18 protein-coding genes and 2 tRNA genes are annotated in these 20,855 nt (G+C 42.7%); all 20 read left to right on the top strand.

The features are described 5' to 3' along the window. The first annotated feature begins 168 nt into the window (after window positions 1-168). The 20 genes from H7T98_RS03450 (at window position 169) to H7T98_RS03355 (ending at window position 20,686) form a co-directional block, all read left to right on the top strand. Window positions 169-963, top strand: coding sequence for an HAD-IIB family hydrolase (locus tag H7T98_RS03450; protein WP_021143816.1), 795 nt, complete (start codon window positions 169-171; stop codon window positions 961-963). Next, on the top strand, window positions 956-1,774 hold the full coding sequence (locus tag H7T98_RS03445) for a Cof-type HAD-IIB family hydrolase (protein ID WP_014634817.1): 819 nt from the start codon (window positions 956-958) through the stop codon (window positions 1,772-1,774). The genes H7T98_RS03450 and H7T98_RS03445 overlap by 8 nt, the downstream gene beginning before the upstream one ends. Window positions 1,775-1,784: 10 nt before the next feature. Continuing rightward, window positions 1,785-3,182, top strand: a complete 1,398-nt coding sequence (gene ftsY, locus H7T98_RS03440; protein ID WP_021143818.1) for a signal recognition particle-docking protein FtsY — start codon at window positions 1,785-1,787, stop codon at window positions 3,180-3,182. A 235-nt stretch (window positions 3,183-3,417) separates the two neighbouring features. Further along, window positions 3,418-4,047 carry a guanylate kinase gene (gene gmk / locus H7T98_RS03435; RefSeq protein WP_002884259.1) on the top strand — a complete coding sequence of 210 codons (630 nt, stop codon included), beginning with the start codon at window positions 3,418-3,420 and terminating at the stop codon, window positions 4,045-4,047. Window positions 4,048-4,068: 21 nt separating this feature from the next. After that, a complete protein-coding gene (rpoZ, locus tag H7T98_RS03430; protein WP_002886855.1) occupies window positions 4,069-4,383 on the top strand; it encodes a DNA-directed RNA polymerase subunit omega in 315 nt (104 codons plus the stop codon). 142 nt (window positions 4,384-4,525) lie between these two features. Next, window positions 4,526-6,922: a primosomal protein N' gene (locus H7T98_RS03425; RefSeq protein ID WP_201061265.1), complete on the top strand. Its 2,397-nt coding sequence runs from the start codon at window positions 4,526-4,528 to the stop codon at window positions 6,920-6,922. Between the two features lie 17 nt (window positions 6,923-6,939). Further along, window positions 6,940-7,875 (top strand): methionyl-tRNA formyltransferase, encoded by a 936-nt coding sequence (gene fmt, locus H7T98_RS03420; RefSeq protein ID WP_080610733.1) that lies wholly within the window; start codon window positions 6,940-6,942, stop codon window positions 7,873-7,875. Further along, entirely contained in the window at window positions 7,865-9,187 is a 1,323-nt protein-coding gene (gene rsmB / locus H7T98_RS03415; RefSeq protein WP_201061263.1) for a 16S rRNA (cytosine(967)-C(5))-methyltransferase RsmB, read from the top strand. The genes fmt and rsmB overlap by 11 nt, the downstream gene beginning before the upstream one ends. A gap of 43 nt (window positions 9,188-9,230) precedes the next feature. Then, window positions 9,231-9,968, top strand: coding sequence for a Stp1/IreP family PP2C-type Ser/Thr phosphatase (locus H7T98_RS03410; protein ID WP_037620217.1), 738 nt, complete (start codon window positions 9,231-9,233; stop codon window positions 9,966-9,968). Continuing rightward, the gene (pknB, locus tag H7T98_RS03405) at window positions 9,968-11,842 is read left to right on the top strand and encodes a Stk1 family PASTA domain-containing Ser/Thr kinase (protein ID WP_014634811.1); all 1,875 of its coding nucleotides are present in this window, start codon (window positions 9,968-9,970) and stop codon (window positions 11,840-11,842) included. Before H7T98_RS03410 ends, pknB begins: the two co-directional genes overlap by 1 nt. A gap of 147 nt (window positions 11,843-11,989) precedes the next feature. Beyond that, entirely contained in the window at window positions 11,990-12,748 is a 759-nt protein-coding gene (locus tag H7T98_RS03400) for a potassium channel family protein (RefSeq protein WP_014634810.1), read from the top strand. Window positions 12,749-12,910: 162 nt separating this feature from the next. Then, window positions 12,911-13,609 carry a cell wall-active antibiotics response protein LiaF gene (gene liaF / locus H7T98_RS03395; protein ID WP_201061261.1) on the top strand — a complete coding sequence of 233 codons (699 nt, stop codon included), beginning with the start codon at window positions 12,911-12,913 and terminating at the stop codon, window positions 13,607-13,609. Beyond that, window positions 13,606-14,616 carry a sensor histidine kinase gene (locus H7T98_RS03390; RefSeq protein ID WP_002891418.1) on the top strand — a complete coding sequence of 337 codons (1,011 nt, stop codon included), beginning with the start codon at window positions 13,606-13,608 and terminating at the stop codon, window positions 14,614-14,616. The genes liaF and H7T98_RS03390 overlap by 4 nt, the downstream gene beginning before the upstream one ends. Beyond that, the gene (locus H7T98_RS03385; protein ID WP_002891417.1) at window positions 14,606-15,250 is read left to right on the top strand and encodes a response regulator transcription factor; all 645 of its coding nucleotides are present in this window, start codon (window positions 14,606-14,608) and stop codon (window positions 15,248-15,250) included. The genes H7T98_RS03390 and H7T98_RS03385 overlap by 11 nt, the downstream gene beginning before the upstream one ends. 301 nt (window positions 15,251-15,551) lie before the next feature. Further along, window positions 15,552-15,623 (top strand) — tRNA-Gln (locus H7T98_RS03380). 29 nt (window positions 15,624-15,652) lie between these two features. Then, window positions 15,653-15,724 (top strand) — tRNA-Glu (locus H7T98_RS03375). Between the two features lie 220 nt (window positions 15,725-15,944). Beyond that, window positions 15,945-16,463, top strand: a complete 519-nt coding sequence (gene rimM, locus H7T98_RS03370) for a ribosome maturation factor RimM (protein WP_037602994.1) — start codon at window positions 15,945-15,947, stop codon at window positions 16,461-16,463. After that, entirely contained in the window at window positions 16,453-17,172 is a 720-nt protein-coding gene (trmD, locus tag H7T98_RS03365) for a tRNA (guanosine(37)-N1)-methyltransferase TrmD (protein ID WP_156685286.1), read from the top strand. Before rimM ends, trmD begins: the two co-directional genes overlap by 11 nt. A gap of 1 nt (window position 17,173) precedes the next feature. Further along, complete coding sequence (locus H7T98_RS03360; protein WP_156685287.1) at window positions 17,174-18,172, top strand: NAD(P)/FAD-dependent oxidoreductase; 999 nt, start codon at window positions 17,174-17,176, stop codon at window positions 18,170-18,172. Window positions 18,173-18,271: 99 nt separating this feature from the next. Further along, entirely contained in the window at window positions 18,272-20,686 is a 2,415-nt protein-coding gene (locus H7T98_RS03355; RefSeq protein ID WP_156685288.1) for a DNA translocase FtsK, read from the top strand. Window positions 20,687-20,855: the final 169 nt, after the last annotated feature.

Genomic DNA, 20,855 nt, shown 5'->3' with positions numbered 1-20,855 from the left:
CTAAAAGTATAATAGTATTATTTTTGTACTACCATAATGATACAACTAAAATACTGAATTTGCAAGTAAAATTCCATATTTTCTCTAATTTCTCTGGCTTTTCCCAAACTTATATTCCTATTTTTGGTACAATAGGGGCAAGTATATTCGACCTGAAGGGAGATTATTTTGAAAATTTTAGCAACAGATATGGATGGTACCTTTCTAGACCATCTTGGTGCCTATGACAAAGCACGTTTGGATAACCTTTTGGATGCTTGTGAAGCTAAAGATTACGTTTTTACCGTAGCTTCTGGCCGAGCTCTCTTGGCCTTGGAGGAGCTTTTTGATGGTTTTGTGGACCGCATAGCTATTATTGCGGAGAATGGGGCCTTGGTTCAGTACAAGGGTGAAGTCCTGTTTGAGTCCAAGCTAGAACCTAAAGATTATTTGGAAATTGCAGATACGACTTTAGCCTTGCCAACTTGCGAGGGAATTCTCTTGTCGGGACGTCGTGGTGCCTATGCTCCAAACGATGCAGATCCAGCCTATCTTAAGGCCATGGAACGCTACTATGAAAATGTTATGACAACGGACCTTGAAGCGGTTACAGATGATATTTTCAAGGTAACTGCTAAGTTCCAAGGGGATACCATTATGGAACGTGGTGACTACCTCAACACGATTTTTGAGGATATGACAGCTGTGACAACTGGCTTTGATTCTATGGATATTATCCTTAAAGGTGTGGATAAGGGCTTTGGTCTTTACCATCTTTGTCAAGAGTTGGGGCGTCAAGCTTCAGATGTTGTAGCCTTTGGTGATAATCTCAATGATATGGAGATGCTGACCTTTGCTGGGCATGCGGTTGCTACGGAAAATGCCCGCGATGAGATTAAGGCAGTAGCTGACGAAGTGATTGGTCACCATAAAGACGGTGCAGTCTTTGACTACATGGAAGGATTGGTGGACTCAGATGTCTGAGATTAAATTATTGGCCTTGGACCTAGATGGGACACTCTTCACTAAGGATAAGCAAGTAACAGCTGAAAATAGAGCTGCTCTGAAAGCGGCAGAAGCTAAGGGGGTTCATGTGGTCATTACGACTGGTCGCCCTCTGCCAGCTATTACTCATATCTTGGAAGATTTGGGCTTGTTGGATGATAAGCACTATAGTGTGACCTTCAATGGTGGCTTGGTTCAGCGTAATAATGGGGATATCCTCATAAAGAAAGAGATGAGTCGAGAAGATTTAAAGCAGATTTATGCTGTCTTCGAACCTCTAGGGCTTCCTATGGATGTTATCAGTGATGGCATTGTCTATGGTGTGCCAAGTAAAGGCAATCATTCTCTCTATCGTCAGGCTAATCCTACCCTGACCTTCGTTGATGTGGAGAGTATTGATGACATTCCTGAAAATATCGTCTATAATAAGGTAGTTACGGTCTGTGAGGAAGCGTTTTTGGATGCTCAAATTCAAAAAATACCTGACCATTTATACCAAGCGTTTGAGGTCTTTAAGTCTCGTGAAATTATCCTAGAGGTCATGCCTAAAGGTGTTCATAAGGCTGTAGGTTTGAGACTCTTGACTGATTACCTTGCTCTGGATAAAAGTCAGGTCATGGCTATGGGAGACGAGGAAAACGACTTGACAATGCTGGAGTGGGCTAGTCTTGGTGTGGCTATGGCGAATGCTGTTCCCAAGGTCAAGGCTGTTGCCAAGGCAGTAACGACAAAAACTAATGAGGAATCTGGAGTGGCTGAGGCCATCCACAAATATATTCTAGAGAAATAAGGAGAACCAAATGGGTCTATTTGATCGATTATTTGGACAAGAGGAAAACCAGTCACAGGAAACTGTAGCAAATCATGAAATTTCAGAAACTGAGGCTCTTGATAATCAAGACTTATCAACAAGTGAAGGGATAAGCGAGAGTCAAACAGAACAGCTCAGTGAGTCGGAGACTCAAGTAGAAGAGATTTCATCCACAGAATCTGTTGAATCTAGTGATTCTACTGTGACAGAAGAAAGTGAAGCAGTGTCTGACGAAGACCTTTCTGTTGATAATCAGGCTTCAAGCGAAGCAGAAGGCGTTTCCGAGTCAGAAGAAAGTCAAGTTGCTGTGGATAACCACTTTGCGGATGTCATGGCTGATTACTATGCTAAGAAGGCTCAAGTAGCTGCTGCTGCAGAAAAAGGTGAAACTGTCACTTTTGAAGCCGTTCAAACCCGTAAAGTTGAGGAAAAACCTGAAGAAGTTCAGGATTCAAAAACTGAAACAGAACAAGAGAAATATAACCGTACCCTCAAGAAGACGCGTACTGGTTTTGCTGCCCGCTTGAATGAATTCTTTGCGAATTTCCGTCGTGTTGATGAGGAGTTCTTCGAAGAATTGGAAGAAATGCTGATTCTTTCCGATGTGGGTGTTAATGTTGCAACGCAATTAACGGAAGACTTACGTTATGAAGCCCGCCTTGAAAATGTCAAAAAGACTGAAGATTTGCAACGCTTGATTATCGAAAAACTTGTGGACATTTATGAGAAGGATGACGTCTATAAGGAGCAGATTAATTTCCAAGATGGTTTGACAGTCATGCTTTTCGTTGGTGTCAACGGGGTTGGTAAGACAACGTCTATCGGTAAGTTGGCGCATAAATACAAACAAGAAGGCAAAAAAGTTATGTTGGTAGCTGCTGATACCTTCCGTGCGGGAGCTGTAGCTCAGTTGGTTGAGTGGGGACGTCGTGTTGATGTGCCAGTAGTGACTGGTGCTGAGAAGGCTGACCCAGCTTCAGTGGTCTTTGACGGTATGGAAAAGGCTCTTGCTGAAGGAGTTGATGTCCTTATGATTGATACTGCGGGTCGTTTGCAAAATAAAGACAATCTTATGGCAGAGCTTGAAAAGATTGGTCGTATTATCAAACGTGTGGTTCCAGAAGCACCTCATGAAACCCTCTTGGCCTTGGATGCCTCAACAGGTCAAAATGCGCTTAGTCAGGCCAAGGAATTTTCAAAAATCACACCTCTTACAGGCCTTGTCTTGACTAAGTTGGATGGTAGTGCCAAGGGTGGTGTGGTTCTGGCCATTCGTCAAGAGTTGGATATTCCAGTTAAATTAATTGGTTTTGGTGAGAAAATTGATGATATTGGTGAGTTCCATTCAGAAGAATTCATGCAAGGTCTCCTGACTGGTTTGGTTTAAAAGAGTGTTTAAAAAGAGTGAGTACTGGGAAAAAGGATTCACTCTTTTTAATGGTGTCCTCACCTTGAAAAAAGTCACTTTTATTGGTAAAATAGTAAGGAAAAACGCATGCTTTGAAAAGTGAGCTGTAACTTAATCACTGAACAACCCCTAAGCCTTAAAAAAGAGATGATTGCTTTCTCTTTTTTTAAGGTGAGTCATAAGAAGATTTTTAATCTTAGTTTAAGGAGAAGACATGTCTGAACGTGGACTTTTGATTGTTTTTTCAGGGCCTTCTGGTGTCGGAAAAGGAACTGTTCGTCAGGAGATTTTTTCAACACCTGACCATAAATTTGAATACTCAGTGTCAATGACCACACGTGCCCAGCGTCCTGGTGAAGTTGATGGGAAGGATTATTTCTTCCGTTCGCGTGAGGAATTTGAAGAGCTTATTCGTAATGGTCAAATGTTGGAATATGCTGAGTATGTAGGTAACTACTACGGAACACCTTTGACTTATGTCAATGAAACCTTGGATAAAGGTATTGATGTTTTCCTTGAAATCGAAGTTCAAGGGGCCCTTCAGGTTAAGAAAAAGGTTCCAGATGCTGTCTTCATCTTTTTGACGCCACCAGATTTGAACGAGCTTCAAGAACGTTTGGTTGGTCGTGGAACAGATTCTGAGGAAGTTATTGCTCAACGTATCGAGCGTGCGCGTGAAGAAATTGCTCTCATGAGCGAATACGATTATGCCATTGTTAATGACGAAGTGCCTTTGGCTGCTGAACGTGTCAAACGTGTTATTGAAGCAGAACACTTCCGCGTTGACCGTGTGATTGGCCGCTATCGTAATATGATTTCAGAAAAGAAATTATCAGATAAATAAATTAGAAATAGGTATAGAATTATGATGTTGAAACCCTCTATTGACAAACTTTTGGATAAAGTGCCTTCAAAATATTCATTGGTTATTTTGCAAGCAAAACGCGCCCATGAATTGGCTGCTGGTGCTGAACCAACTCAAGAGTTTACGTCAGTAAAACCAACCCTTCAAGCCCTTGAAGAAATTGAATCTGGTAATGTGACTATTCACCCAGATCCAGAATCTAAACGTGAATTGGCACGTTTGAAAGTGATCCAAGCACGTCTTGCTGCTGAGGAAGAAGAACGTAAAATCAAAGAACAAATCGCTAAAGAAAAAGAAGAAGGCGATAAAATCTAAAATCAAAGTCATGCTTTGGTTTATGAGGAGAGGGGAGCTGAGGCATAGTGTCTCAGCTTCCTTCTTTATGATGATAATCAAGAGCTCAGCTTTTCTTGAGCTTGAAAGATACTGGTTTTAAGGAAATGACAGGAGGAAATTTATGGTTTTAGTAGCACAAATTATTGTAGACGTTCCTCTGATGCAGACGGACAGACCTTATAGTTACCTTATCCCTGAAGCTATGCAAGATCAAATTGCCCTTGGTATGCGAGTGCATGTACCTTTCGGTAAAGGAAATCGTCTATTGCAAGGCTTTGTTATTGGCTTAGAGGAGCAGGAGGATTTAAGAGACTTTCCTGAATTAAAACCTATTGCTGAGCTTTTAGATTATGAGCCAGTCCTTAATCAGGATCAACTGGACTTGGCTGATCAGATGCGACATACGGTCTTTTCCTATAAGATTTCCATCTTGAAGTCAATGCTACCTGGTCTCCTTAATTCTCAGTACGATAAGGTTATCATGGCGACTGATAAACTAGGTGAAGAAGATAAACAGACTTTTCTTCAGGGGCAGGATCATGTTCTTTTCTCGCAGTTGTCAGAGGAGCAGCGTCAAGCCATTCCTCGTCTGGTCCAGTCTGGGCGTGTAACGGTTGATTACCTTGCTAAGGATAAGCAGAACATTAAGACTGAGAAGCACTATAGTGTTCAAAAGGGCATTCTTGAGACTTTGGCTATTTCACAACGGGCTAAGAGACGTTTGGAGATGCGTGACTTCTTGTTAGAGAAGAGTGAGCCAGGGAGGGTGGCAGACCTCCACAAGCTTTTTTCACGAGATGTGGTTAAGTTTTTCATTGAAGCTGGTGCCTTGGTCATCACCGAAGTTGAGGTCAATCGTGCCGATAGCTACTTTGAAAAAGTAGAAAAGACAGAGTTTCTTGAGCTTAATGCCCAACAGGCGCATGCGGTTGAAGAAATGACGCGTCAGATTGGACAAGGTGGCAAACCTTTCTTATTGGAAGGGGTAACGGGATCAGGTAAGACCGAAGTTTACCTACATCTTATCGAGAGGACCTTGGCAATGGGTAAAACTGCTATTGTCTTGGTGCCAGAAATTTCCTTGACACCCCAAATGACTAATCGTTTCATTTCACGTTTTGGGGACTTGGTGGCGATTATGCATTCAGGCTTGTCAGACGGTGAGAAATTTGACGAGTGGCGTAAGGTTAAATCTGGTCAGGCAAAAGTTGTGGTAGGAGCGCGTTCGGCTATCTTTGCTCCTTTGGACAATATCGGGGCAATCATTATCGATGAGGAACATGAGGCTACTTATAAACAAGAGTCCAATCCTCGCTATCATGCAAGAGATGTTGCCTTGCTTAGAACTAAGAGTCATGGAGCTGTGCTCGTCCTTGGGTCAGCAACACCCTCTATTGAGACACGGGCGAGAGCTCAGAAAGGGGTTTACCATTTTCTTGAGTTGACTCAGAGGGCTAATCCTAATGCCAAAATTCCTCAGGTGGAAGTGGTGGACTTTAAGGACTTTGTGGGCCGTCAAGAGGCGAGTGATTTTACGCCACCTCTCTTAGAGAAAATCCGAGAACGTTTGGCACGTAAGGAACAAGTTGTGCTAATGTTGAACCGTCGTGGCTATTCCTCTTTTGTCATGTGTCGTGACTGTGGCTATGTGGATGATTGTCCCAACTGTGATATTTCATTGACCTTGCACATGGATACTAAGACCATGAATTGCCACTATTGTGATTTTCAAAAAGCAATACCACATGTCTGCCCTAACTGTCAGAGTCGTCAGATTCGCTATTATGGGACTGGGACACAGAAGGCTTATGACCAATTGACGGAACTTTTGCCAGAAGCCAAAGTGATTCGTATGGATGTTGATACGACACGTAAGAAAGGGGCTCACGAGAAACTCTTGGAGGCCTTTGGAAGTGGTAAGGCCGACATTTTGCTTGGAACTCAGATGATTGCCAAGGGCTTGGATTTTCCAAATGTTACCTTGGTAGGGGTCTTGAATGCAGATACGTCGCTAAATTTACCAGATTTTCGTTCAGCTGAGCGTACCTTCCAACTCTTGACTCAGGTGGCTGGTCGTGCTGGTCGTGCTGACAAGGAAGGGGAAGTTATTATTCAAACCTATAATCCTAGTCATTATGCCATTCGGTTTGCACAGCAACAGGATTATGAAGGTTTCTACGCCTATGAAATGGGGATTCGACGTCAGTTGGCCTATCCCCCTTATTTCTATACGGTAGGGATTACGCTTTCTCACAAGGATGAAGAGTTTGTGGTTCGGAAGAGCTATGAGGTTATGGCTTATTTAAGAGAGCACCTGTCAGACAAGGTGACCTTCCTAGGGCCTACACCTAAGCCAATTGCCCGAACACATAACCTTTATCACTATCAGATTATTATCAAATACCGTTTTGAGGATAACTTGGAAGAAACGCTTAATAGGGTCCTTGACATGACTCAGGAGCCTGAGAACAAGGACCTGCGTTTGATTATTGATCACGAACCTCAGAATTTTACCTAATCTAGAAAAGGAAGAATATGACAAAATTAGTATTTATGGGAACGCCTGCCTTTTCAGCGACAGTGCTGGAAGGACTTTTGACCGATGAGCATTATGATATTGTCGCTGTGGTGACGCAACCAGACCGTGCTGTCGGCCGTAAAAAAGAAATCCGCATGACACCGGTCAAGGAAGTAGCCTTGGCGCATGACTTGCCAATTTATCAACCTGAAAAGTTGTCAGGTTCTGAGGAAATGGCACAGCTTATGGCACTTGGTGCTGATGGGATTGTTACGGCGGCTTATGGACAATTTTTGCCAAGTAAGTTGCTTGATAGCATGGATTTTGCGGTTAACGTCCATGCGTCACTCTTGCCAAAATACCGTGGTGGGGCGCCTATCCATTATGCCATTATCAATGGTGATGCAGAAGCTGGTGTGACGATTATGGAAATGGTCAAGGAAATGGATGCTGGTGACATGGTTAGCCAAAAGGCCTTGCCAATTCTTGACGAGGATAATGTCGGTACCATGTTTGAAAAATTGGCAGTCTTGGGTCGTGACCTCTTGCTTGAGACCTTGCCTGCCTACATTGCCGGAGAAATCAAACCTGTCCCTCAAGATGCCAGTCAGGTAACTTTTTCACCAAATATTAGTCCAGAAGAGGAGCGCCTTGATTGGAACAAGTCCGCACGAGACATTTTCAATCAAATCCGTGGCATGTACCCATGGCCTGTGGCCCATACCTTGCTTGATGGCAAACGTTTCAAAATTTATGAAGCGGATTTGGCAGAAGGTCAAGGACAGGCTGGTCATATTATTGAAAAAACCAAGAAGAGTTTGGTAGTTGCGACTGGCCAAGGAGCTATTTCGCTTAAGACAGTTCAACCTGCTGGAAAACCTCGTATGGCTATTGCTGATTTCCTTAATGGGGTCGGACGCAATCTTGAAGTAGGTGATGCATTTGGCCAATGATTGGAAAAAAACAGCTCGTGGACAGGCACTTGAAATCTTAGAAGAAGTCTTCCAGGAAGGGGCCTACTCAAATATTGCTCTCAATGCACATCTGAGCAAGTCGCAGCTGACAGATAAGGACAAGGCCTTGGTGACGGAAATTGTCTATGGGACCGTGGCTCGTAAGATTACTTTGGAGTGGATTCTAGCCCATGTTATTGAGGACCGCGATAAGCTTGAACCTTGGGTTTATGACTTATTACTTTTGAGTCTATATCAGTTGGCCTATTTAGATAAGATTCCAGCCCATGCGGTGGTTAATGATGCCGTTTCTATTGCTAAAAATCGTGGCAATAAAAAGGGGGCTGAGAAGCTGGTCAATGCGGTTCTTCGTAAACTATCTAGCCAGCCTTTGCCAGATCCAAGCCAGATTAAACGTGTCAATAAACGCTATTCCGTTCAGTATTCTCTACCTGTGTGGTTGGTTAAAAAACTTATCGACCAGTACGGGGAAGACCGTGCCCTTGCTATTTTCCAAAGCCTCTTTGTGAGAAATAAGGCTAGTGTACGTGTAACGGATGCGTCACGTTTGAAAGAGATAGCGGAGACCACTGGGGCTGATCGTTCAGTCCTATCACCAGTCGGGCTTGTTAAGTCTTCAGGTTACTTTGCTGGAACAGATTATTTTAAAGAGGGCTTGTTGACCATTCAGGATGAGACCAGTCAACTGGTTGCACCAACTTTAGGGATTCAAGGCGAGGAAGAAATCCTGGATGCCTGTGCGGCACCTGGTGGTAAGACTGTCCATATGGCCTCTTATTTGACGGGTGGACATGTGACGGCGCTTGACCTCTATGATCATAAGCTTGCCCTTATCGAAGAAAATGCACAACGTCTTGGTTTAGCTGATAAGGTTAAGACTCAGAAACTGGATGCTAGTCAGGTACATCAAGTCTTTCCAGCTGATAGTTTTGACAAGATTTTAGTGGATGCACCTTGTTCAGGAATTGGGCTCATTCGTCGGAAACCTGACATCAAATATAACAAGGATCTCCAAGACTTTGAGTCCCTCAAGGCTGTGCAGTTGGATATCCTATCCAGCGTTTGTCAAACCCTACGAAAAGGTGGTATAATAACATATAGTACTTGCACCATCATAGCAGAAGAAAATCAAGAGGTGATTCAAGCCTTTCTTGAGAGCCATCCTGATTTTGAGCAAGTTGCCTTAGACCATCCATGTAAAGACATCGTGGTCAATGGCTGTTTGGCAATTACCCCCGAACAGTATCTAACTGATGGTTTTTTCATCGCACAGTTGCGTAAAAAAGCTTAGGGTTACAGAGGAGGAAATGCTGACGCAAGTCAGAAAGAAAACTATGGAAATATCATTATTAACGGACATTGGCCAAAAACGGTCAAATAACCAAGATTTTGTTAATAAATTTGTCAACCAAGCTGGTGTTACCCTTGTCGTTGTTGCAGACGGGATGGGTGGACACCGTGCTGGAAATATTGCCAGTGAGATGTCAGTGACTGATCTTGGTCGCGACTGGATTAACACTGATTTTAGTGAGTTGAGTCAGATTCGTGATTGGATGATTGCTGCCATTGATGCAGAAAATCGTAAAATTTATGAACTTGGCCAAAACGAAGAATATAAGGGAATGGGAACAACTATCGAGGTTCTTGCCTTTGTTGATAATGCTGTGATTTTCGCCCACGTTGGGGATTCACGTATTGCCCTTATCCGTAATGGTGAGTATAAGCAATTGACGAATGACCATTCTTTGGTCAATGCTCTTATCAAGGCTGGTCAGTTGACCGAAGAAGAAGCAGCAGTTCACCCACAACGTAATATCATTACGCAATCTATTGGGCAAGCTGCTCCGATTGAGGCTGACCTTGGTGTTCAACAATTGGAACCAGGGGACTATATTTTGGCCAATTCAGATGGTTTGACCAATATGATTTCAGTTGAACAGATTGTACATATTGTCAATAGCCCTGGTTTCGTCGAAGAAAAAACGAGTCGTTTGGTAGCTGCAGCCAATGAGGCAGGTGGTCTTGATAATATTACCGTTGCTCTCATTAAGATAGAAAGTGAGGAAGGATAATGATCCAAGTTGGCAAATTGTTTGCTGGACGTTATCGAATCCTTAAATCTATCGGACGTGGTGGTATGGCGGATGTTTATCTGGCTAATGACCTGATTCTGGATAATGAAGAAGTGGCCATTAAGGTGCTTCGTACCAATTACCAAACGGATCAGGTGGCTGTGGCGCGTTTCCAGCGTGAAGCGCGTGCCATGGCAGAACTCAGTCATCCTAATATCGTTGCTATCCGAGATATTGGCGAAGAAGACGGCCAGCAGTTCTTGGTGATGGAGTATGTGGACGGTTCGGACTTGAAGAAATACATTCAAGACCATGCGCCACTTTCTAACCAAGATGTTGTGCGTATCATGGGGGAGGTACTTTCCGCCATGACACTTGCCCATCAAAAGGGCATTATCCACCGTGACCTTAAGCCACAAAACGTTCTTTTAACTAAGGACGGTACGGCCAAGGTTACAGACTTCGGAATTGCGGTTGCCTTTGCAGAGACTAGCCTAACTCAAACCAACTCTATGTTGGGTTCTGTCCACTACCTCTCACCAGAGCAGGCTCGTGGATCTAAAGCGACTATCCAGAGCGACATCTATGCTATGGGTATTATGCTTTTTGAAATGTTGACAGGTCATATTCCTTATGATGGTGATAGTGCAGTAACCATTGCACTCCAACATTTCCAAAAGCCACTCCCATCGATTTTGGCAGAGAACCGTAACGTTCCTCAAGCCTTGGAAAACGTGGTAATTCGAGCAACAGCCAAAAAACTAGAAAATCGTTATAATAGTACTTTGGAAATGAGCCGTGACTTGGTAACGAGTTTGCATCCTAGTCATCGACGCGATGCCAAGGTAGTCTTTGATGATATGACGGATACTAAGACCTTGCCAAAGGTTGATCCAGTTCCATCAGCAAGCCTTGAGAAAAAGGCTGTTGCTGCTGAGCCATCAGAGCCTACACCTGCTCCAAGTAAACAACCAAGGAAAAAAACGACACCAGCTAAGAAGAAAAAGAAGAAGAATTTCTTCTCAACCTTGCTCAAGGTTTTCCTAGGACTTGTCTTTATTGGTATCATCATCTTTGCCTATTTGGTATTTACCAATCCTGATAATGTCCAGGTGCCTAATGTGGTCGGTCAAGAGTTGTCCACAGCTCAGACTAAAATTGAGGGTGCTGGATTTAAGGTAGGAGAAGTCAAAGAAGTGGAAGATGATTCTGTCGATACGGGCAAGGTCATCAAGACTGATCCTACAGCTGGAACTACACGAAAAGAAGGATCAAGCATTGATGTCTATGTTTCTTCTGGTAGTAAAGGTTTCGCTTTGAAAGACTACAAAGGTAAAAACTATAAGGATGCCATTGAGGACTTAACTTCGAATTATGGCGTTTCTGAGGACCAAATTGATATTCAGCATGTCGAAGACGACAGTGCTGAAGAGGGAGAAATCCTATCTCAAAGTCCAGGGAAAAACAAGTCTTTCAATCCTAAGGATAGTAAGGCCAAGATTAAGTTCCGTGTGGCAACTCCTAAGACAGTTACCATGCCTGATGTGACTGGTTTGACGGTTTCAACAGCGGTTCAAACCTTGAATCGTAAGAGTATCTCAAGTAGTAGTATCGAGTATCATGACTATAATACTGGTGCCAAGTTAGACAAGGATAAGGTTCCTAGCAGTACAGAGGTCCTTTATCAAGATCCACAAGCTGGTACAAGTGTTGATGGTACAGTGATTCTCTATGTTTCGGTTGCAACAGCAAGTTCAAGCCTACAGTCAAGCTCAAGCAGTACGACACATTCGTCATCGACGAGCTCAAGTACTGACAGTACAACTTCAAGCACTGAAACCTCGACAGAGGCTACTCACACAGAGCTACAGTAGTTTTAAATAACTAAGGTAACAAAAAAAGAGAGGTTATTTCATCTCTCTTTTTTGTTATCTAGACTTCTTGTCGATAGCTTAAAAAGCCTGCTTGCCAGGGGTCAGAGATTCTTTTATAATGAAGACATCACATATAGGAGAGACGCTATGAGAAACCGTAGAAAACTGAGAAGGTATATCATTACCTACGATATCGTCATGACGGTCCTGGCCCTGATTTCCATTGGCTTGGTTATCTTTGATTTGGTTGGATTAATTTCAATTGGAAGGCGACCTTTCAGAGTGATAGATCAGTCTATAACGCTCATCTTTGCCATTGATTATGCGATTCGTTTCTCCTTGGCACCTCGTAAGCGAATTTTTGTGAAAACACATATCTTGGACTTGTTAGCTATTATTCCCTACAATGAAGTCTTTACCTTCCTCCGTTTTTCAAGGGTGGGACGCTTTGCTCGTTTGGCCAAACTCTCTCGCTTAATTGGTTTGAGTAGTAAGCTCAAGCACATTTCCAATCGCATTAATCGCAGAAATGGCTTTTATTTTCTGCTTTCGGTTAATAGCATTATCATCCTTATCAGTAGTGCTATTATTGCTAGAGTAGAGCACCATAATTTTATAGATGCTATTTGGTGGTCTGTAGCAACGGTTACCACAGTAGGTTATGGAGATATCGTTCCTCGAACATTGGTAGGTAAGGCCGTTGCGGTCGTTCTTATGTTTAGTGGGATTGCCACTCTGGGGTTGTTAACAAGCTCTCTCAATAATATTTTTGTGCGGTCAGGTCGTCAGACTGAAAGAAAATTGGCTGAGATTGAGAAGGAGTTGGCAGAGCAGCGTGTCATACTGGAGGAAATCAGAAGTACGGTGCAACTCATAAATAGTAAAATGGACGAAACTGACGATTAGGATTTTTGAATGAAAGACAGTGTTTCCTGTAATGGAGACACTTTTTTGCTTTCTGCTGCTCCTTTTCTATCTTGACTAGTCGGTGCTCAAACTGGGTCTTTTTGTCAATTGCCTTAAAATTTGATAGAATGAAGCCTGTATACTTTTATTTGAGAGGTCCTTATGACCAAATTTAATTTTTTCTTAGTGGTGGAAGCCTTGCTTTTGACTCTGGGCCTGATCACCATCTTTAATAATGATATTACCAGTTTTATTTTCATTCTGGTTTTGACCTTGTTGGCCGTTCGCTTTTTTAACAAGGAATCCAAGAGTGACTTTGTCTTGACCATCTGTTTGATATCACTTTTTCTGGTTTCCATGTGGAATATCTATGTGGTGCTTGCTATCCTAGTGGGTGTGGCCTATGTTATGATAAACCATTTTTCACAGGTTAAGAAAAAGAATCGCTATGCTCTCATTCAATTTAAGGAAGACGATTTGGATCCTCGGGCTGTCCGAAATCAGTGGATTGGGACTCGGATGGAACCTGTCAGTGATCGTTATGACTTTGATGATATCAATATCATCCGTTTCTTTGGGACAGATGTGATTGATTTGACCCAGGTTATCGTCTCGGGGCGAGATAATGTTGTGATTTTGCAGAAACTTTATGGTCCGACGACTATCTTGGTACCAATTGATGTTTCCGTCAAGCTCAATATATCAGCGATTTATAGCTCTGTCACCTTCTTCAATGAAGATGAGTACGACCTCCGTTACGAAAGATTGACCTTGCAGGGGACGGAGTATGAACATGCTCATCGAACAGTGAAATTGATTCTCAATGTGGGAGCTGGACCAGTGGAGGTACGTCGCAAATGAAGAAACAGTACCTATTTTTGATTCTGATTTATTCAGTTGTCGTTCTGGTTGGCGTTACCCTAGTGGTTATGGATAGCTTTAACCTTAACTTTTCATTGGTTTTTGGTAATCTATCTCAGGTCTTCCATTTCCTTTTTAACATGTTTTTTGTGGTTCTGAGTTTGCTCATTTTGCTTTATATTCTTTGGGCCATTGCCAATGATAACAGTATGCGATCAGTCAATCAGGATTTGCGTCGCATTATCAATAATCAACCAGTCAAACGTCAGGGAGATATTGAGTTAGACAAGAACATGATGCGCTTATCTCATAAGATGCGTAAATTGACTAAGGACTTGCAGAAAACTGAGAATGCCCAAGCTCTTCAAAGCCGTGATATTATTAAGAAGGAGCGAGGACGTATTGCTCGTGACCTTCACGATACCGTTAGTCAGGAGCTTTTTGCGGCTAGTATGATCCTATCTGGTGTCTCTCAGATGGCGGACCAGCTAAGTAAAGAAGATTTGCATAATCAAATTCAGGCGGTTGAGGCCATGTTGACGGACGCTCAAAATGATATGCGTGTCTTGCTTTTGCATCTTCGTCCGACAGAGCTTGAGAACAAGACCTTGCAAGAAGGCTTGCAGATGATTCTTAAGGAATTAACCGATAAATCCAATATCCATGTCGTCTACAAGGATATGGTTAAGAAAGTGCCTAAGCGTATTGAAAATAATCTCTTTAGGATTGCCCAAGAGTTTATCTCTAATACTCTTAAACACGCCAAGGCTAGCCAGATAGAGGTTTATCTCTATCAAAATAGTCAGGAAATTCAATTGAAAATGTTGGATAATGGTGTTGGTTATGATTTAAATGCGTCGACTGACGAGATGAGTTATGGACTGAAAAATATCCAGGAGCGTGTCGATGAAATGGCGGGAACTGTGCAGTTCCTATCTGCTACAGGTAAAGGAACATCTATTGATGTTCGTGTGCCGATATTAAGAGGAGAAGACAATGTCGAATAAGATAAATGTGATTTTGGTCGATGACCATGAGATGGTCCGTTTGGGCCTTAAGAGTTTCCTGAATCTCCAAGGAGATGTCGAAGTGGTTGGAGAAGCGAGCAATGGCCGAGAAGGTGTTGACCTTGCCCTGGAACTTCGTCCAGATGTCGTCGTAATGGACCTTGTCATGCCTGAATTAGATGGTGTTCAAGCGACTTTGGAATTGCTCAAAGAATGGCCAGAAGCCAAGATTTTGGTTTTGACTAGCTATTTGGACAATGAAAAAATTTATCCAGTCATTGAAGCTGGTGCTAAAGGTTATATGCTTAAAACTAGCAGTGCGGCAGAGATTCTCAATAGTATCCGTAAGGTTTACCGTGGTGAAGAAGCTATCGAAACTGAGGTGGACAATAAGATTAAATACCACGATAGCCACCCGGACCTACACGACGACTTGACGGCACGTGAACGTGATATCTTGGCGCTTTTGGCTAAGGGTTATGACAATCAGACCATTGCTAACGAGCTATTCATTTCATTGAAAACCGTTAAAACTCACGTGTCTAATATCCTAGGAAAACTCAATGTTGATGACCGTACTCAGGCTGTCGTTTATGCCTTTAGACATCATTTGGTTTCACAGGATGATGAATAAAGTTATCAACTAACCTTGTTATTTAGAGGCTAGGGAGAGTTATCATAATTCTTACCCCTTACTCGGATTTTTCAAGTCAAATCTTTTGACTTTATTTCTAGTAAAACATATAATGAAATCATCCTAAAACTTTTCTTTTTTCATATGAGGTTGAAGCGACCTCATATCATCTATCTAAGTTCGCTTAGATGATGAAATCTCCTAACTCCTAGCAATCGGTATTTCCGGTTGCTTTTTTTGAAAAAAGTTTAAAAAAGTGTTGACAGCCCACTAGTTTTTCTGTAGAATAATAAGAGTCTTTTGGGGTATAGCCAAGCGGTAAGGCAAGGGACTTTGACTCCCTCATGCGTTGGTTCGAATCCAGCTACCCCAGTTCTACCTGAGGGTAGAGACACAGATTATGGTCCGTTGGTCAAGGGGTTAAGACACCGCCTTTTCACGGCGGTAACACGGGTTCGAATCCCGTACGGACTATAAGTGCCAGCTGGAGAAAGCTGGTTTTTTTGTGTCCTTTTTGATAAAATAGAGGGGTTGGCTGGCCTAAGCCAGACATTTTATACCACTTTAAAATTATAAATGACAAGACCTCGACCTGATGTAAAATGTTTGTTTTGTGATGGTTATCAGATGATGCTATGCAGTTAGTCGAGTCGTGGTTTCATTTGCATAAGAAAACATATAATAAGGAAATTCAATGACATACTATAACGTTGGAAAGATTGTGAATACACAGGGCTTGCAGGGGGAACTTCGTGTTTTATCTGTAACAGATTTTGCGGATGAGCGTTTTAAGAAGAAGAGTGTCCTAGCCCTTTTTGATGACAAAGACAATTACATCACGGATGTTGAGATTGCGAGTCACCGTAAACATAAAAACTTTGATATCGTTAAGTTTAAGGGGCTTTACCATATCAATGATGTGGAGAAGTATAAGGGCTGCAGCCTCAAGATTGCTGAGGAAAATTTAACAGACCTTGATGATGGGGAATTTTACTACCATGAAATCATTGGCCTTGATGTTTACGAAGGTGATACTTTGATTGGTCAGGTCAAAGAGATTCTCCAGCCGGGCGCTAATGATGTTTGGGTAGTAAAACGTAAAGGCAAAAAAGATTTGCTCTTGCCATACATCCCACCTGTAGTTCTCGATGTTGATGTTGCAGCTGGACGTGTTGAGGTTGAGCTCATGGAAGGATTAGACGATGAAGATTGATATCTTGACCCTATTTCCAGATATGTTTGCTCCCTTAGAGCATTCCATTGTTGGTAAGGCAAAGGATAAGGGCCTTCTAGAAATCAACTATCACAATTTTCGTGAAAATGCGGAGAAGGCTCGTCACGTAGATGATGAACCTTACGGTGGCGGTCAAGGTATGTTGCTACGTGCCCAGCCAATTTTTGATACCTTTGACAAGTTAGACGTCACAAAACCTCGCGTTATTCTCTTAGATCCTGCGGGTCGTACCTTTGATCAGGCCTATGCAGAAGAATTGGCGCAAGAAGAGGAATTGGTCTTTATCTGTGGTCACTATGAGGGCTATGATGAGCGCATCAAAACCTTAGTGACAGATGAGATTTCCTTGGGAGATTTTGTCTTAACTGGGGGAGAGTTGGCTGCAATGACTATTGTAGATGCGACTGTCCGCTTGATTCCTGAAGTTTTAGGTAAGGAAGCTAGTCATAAGGATGATAGTTTCTCATCAGGGCTTTTGGAATTTCCACAGTACACGCGCCCAGCTGAGTTTCGTGGCATGAAGGTGCCAGATGTTCTCTTGTCAGGGCACCACGTCAATATTCGACGTTGGCGTATAGAACAGAGTTTGCGTAAGACCTGGGAGCGTCGACCAGACCTCTTGGAAAACTATGACTTTACGGATGAAGAACGTCAGATTTTAGATGAGATAAAAGCAGAAGGGAAATAAAATGTCAGAAGAAAAGATTTACGATATTACCATTATCGGTGGTGGGCCAGTAGGACTTTGGGCTGCCTTTTACGCCGGTCTACGTGGTATGACTGTTAATATTATTGAGAGTCTGTCAGAGCTTGGTGGACAACCTGCCGTTCTCTATCCAGAGAAGAAGATCTACGATATTCCAGCCTTTCCGCAAACGACAGGTGCGGAATTGACAGAAAATCTCTTGACTCAACTTAAGCGTTTTGAAGATCGTGTCAGTATTCATTTGAAAGAAGAAGTGCAAACCTTTGAAAAGAAAGAAGGCATCTTCACAATTGCCACTAGTAAGGGCCAACACTTGTCTAAGGCTATCGTCATTGCTTGTGGGAATGGTGCCTTCGCTCCCCGTCCTTTGGGTGTGGACAATGAAGAAGATTATGCGGACAATAACTTGTTCTATAATGTGCATAGTCTTGACCAATTTGCCGGCAAGAAGGTTGTGATTGCTGGTGGTGGAGATTCAGCTGTTGACTGGGCTAATCACTTGGATGGGATTGCTGAGAGCGTGACTTTGATTCACCGTCGTGATGCCTTTCGTGCCCATGAGCATAGTGTAGAACTGCTTCATCAATCGTCAGTTAATGTGATGACGCCTTATGTGCCACTTGAAATTAAGGGTGAAAATGGTCTTGCCCAAAGTTTGACCGTTCAAAAAGTTAATTCAGATGAGGTTGTGGAATTGCCACTTGATGCCCTTATTGTTAGCTTTGGCTTCTCAACCAACAATAAAAATCTTCGTAACTGGAATGTTGATTACAAACGCTCTAGCATTACTGTTAATGCGCAGTTTGAAACCTCACAAGAAGGTGTTTATGCTATCGGTGATGCGGCAGAATATGAGGGTAAGATTGATTTGATTGCTGTGGGAATGGGTGAAGCTCCTATCGCTATCAACCAAGCTATCCAATATATTGATCCAGACGGTAAGAATCGTCCGGTTCACTCAACATCATTAATTGAAGAATAATGTCAAAAGAAGGAAAGTCTCAAAAAAAGACTTTGTCTTCAATCTAAGGAGAGACCAGTCTCTCTTTTTTCATGTCTAAAAACGTGGTATAATACACCTATGGCTACAACGAAAAAAACGAAAAAAGGGTCGACTTCTAAGAACAGTAAGAAGCGGCTTACAAAAGCAGAATTAGACAGACAGAAGGCGATTAAGCGAATGCTATGGACCTTCTTTTTTGCCTTTGTTTTAATTTTCCCAGTCTTTCGATTGGGTTTCTTTGGGGTTACCCTCTATAATCTCTTTCGAGTATTTGTGGGGAGTATGGCTTATCCTTTAATTTTTGCTATCTATGTTTATCTCTTTGGCTTTAAATGGTTACGTAAACATAGTAACTACGTAACAGGATTTTGGATGATCTTCGCGGGTCTCTTGTTGGAGTTTCACGCCTATCTCTTTAGTCTAGAACGCATGAGTGGTCTGGATATTTTCCCTGGTACCAAGGATTTGCTTTTTGGGGAACTGGTCAGTGTGCAAGTAGCTCGTTTTGCGGGTGGTGGTATGTTGGGGGCTCTCCTATACCAACCGATTTCTTTCCTCTTTTCAAATATCGGTAGCTTCATGATTGGGGTATTGATCATTCTCTTGGGTGCCTTCATTCTTAGCCCTTGGGATGTCTTGGATATCATGGAGTATGCTAAGGAAGCTTGGCAGAAAGGGGCTGAGAAGCGTTTGGAACGGATAGCACAACGTCAGGAAAAGAAGGCAGAACGTCAGGCTCAGAAAGAACGTGAGGCGGAAGAACGTGCCGAAGCCGAGCGTCTGGCTGATTTAACTGTTGACGAGGAGACGGGAGAAATCTTAGATGATGCTGCAGAGGAGTTACCACAAGAAACTGAGATTTTTGCATCTGAACCTGAAATCAGTGATTATGCTTCTGAGGACTACTATGATAATCTCCCTCCAGAGGATTATGAGGATTTCCAAGAAGATTATGCACCTTATCCAGAGGATGTGCCAAGCGAGGAGTTTCCACCATCTATGGTTGTTGAGGGAGATGATGCACCTGTCGAGGTTGATTTCACACCGAAGGAGCTCTTACAGTATAAATTACCTCAGATAGATCTCTTTGCACCTGATAAGCCTAAGAGTCAATCTAAAGAGAAAAACATCGTTCGTAAGAATATTCGAATCTTAGAAGATACTTTCAAGAGTTTCAATATTGACGTCAAGGTTGAGCGAGCCGAAATTGGACCATCAGTGACTAAGTACGAGGTCAAGCCTGCTGTTGGGGTTCGTGTTAATCGTATTTCAAATCTAGCTGATGACTTGGCTCTGGCTCTAGCTGCGAAAGATGTCCGTATTGAGGCCCCTATTCCTGGAAAATCTTTGGTTGGGATCGAAGTGCCTAACTCTGAGATTGCGACGGTTTCTTTCCGTGAACTTTGGGAACAGTCCAAGACGGATCCTAATAAGCTCTTGGAAGTTCCTCTCGGTAAGGCAGTTGATGGCTCGGCTCGTAGCTTTGATTTGGGACGGATGCCCCACTTGCTGGTGGCTGGGTCAACAGGTTCTGGTAAATCGGTTGCGGTTAACGGAATCATCTCTAGTATTCTTATGAAGGCTCGTCCTGACCAGGTTAAGTTCCTCATGGTCGATCCTAAGATGGTTGAGCTCTCTGTTTACAATGATATTCCTCATCTCCTTATCCCTGTGGTGACCAACCCACGTAAGGCCGCCAAGGCTCTTCAAAAAGTGGTAGATGAGATGGAAAATCGTTACGAACTCTTTAGTAAGTTTGGCGTGCGTAACATAGCTGGCTATAATGCCAAGGTGGAAGACTGGAATGCTCAGTCGCAAGAAAAACAGATTCCCTTGCCTTTAATTGTGGTTATCGTTGATGAGTTGGCTGACTTGATGATGGTAGCTAGTAAGGAAGTGGAAGATGCTATTATTCGTTTGGGACAAAAAGCGCGTGCTGCGGGAATTCACATGATTCTCGCCACTCAACGTCCGTCGGTTGATGTGATCTCCGGTTTGATTAAGGCCAATGTGCCATCTCGTGTGGCCTTTGCGGTGTCTTCGGGAACAGATAGTCGTACCATTTTAGATGAAAATGGGGCAGAAAAGCTACTCGGACGTGGGGATATGCTTTTCAAACCGATTGATGAAAACCACCCTGTTCGTCTGCAAGGTTCCTTCATCTCTGACGATGACGTAGAACGTATTGTGACCTTTATCAAGGATCAGGCTTCAGCTGACTATGATGAGAGCTTTGATCCTGGCGAAGTTTCTGAAAATGATTTTGGTGGAGGTTCCTCTGCTAATGGTGGTAGCTCAGAAGGTGACCCACTCTTTGAAGAAGCCAAGGCTTTGGTCCTTGAAACACAAAAAGCCAGTGCTTCCATGATTCAACGTCGTCTGTCAGTTGGTTTCAACCGTGCCACTCGTTTGATGGAAGAATTGGAAGAAGCAGGTGTTATTGGACCGGCTGAAGGTACCAAACCACGTAAGGTTTTGATGACTCAAGAATAATGAACTGGAAAGAGTATCAAGCCTGGTTTTTAAAGGAATTAAAATAGACAAAAGAAATGAGAAAAATGAGTGTTTTGCCATTTGTTTTCTCATTCTTTTTTTATGTTCAAAATAAACCAAAAAATTGCAAAATATTCCATAAGAACGCTTACAAAACGAACATTTTCTG

This window comes from Streptococcus sp. 23.2, assembly GCF_016648665.1.
Classification (GTDB): Bacteria; Bacillota; Bacilli; order Lactobacillales; family Streptococcaceae; genus Streptococcus; species Streptococcus salivarius_E.
This window is presented reverse-complemented; position numbering and strand designations above follow the sequence as displayed.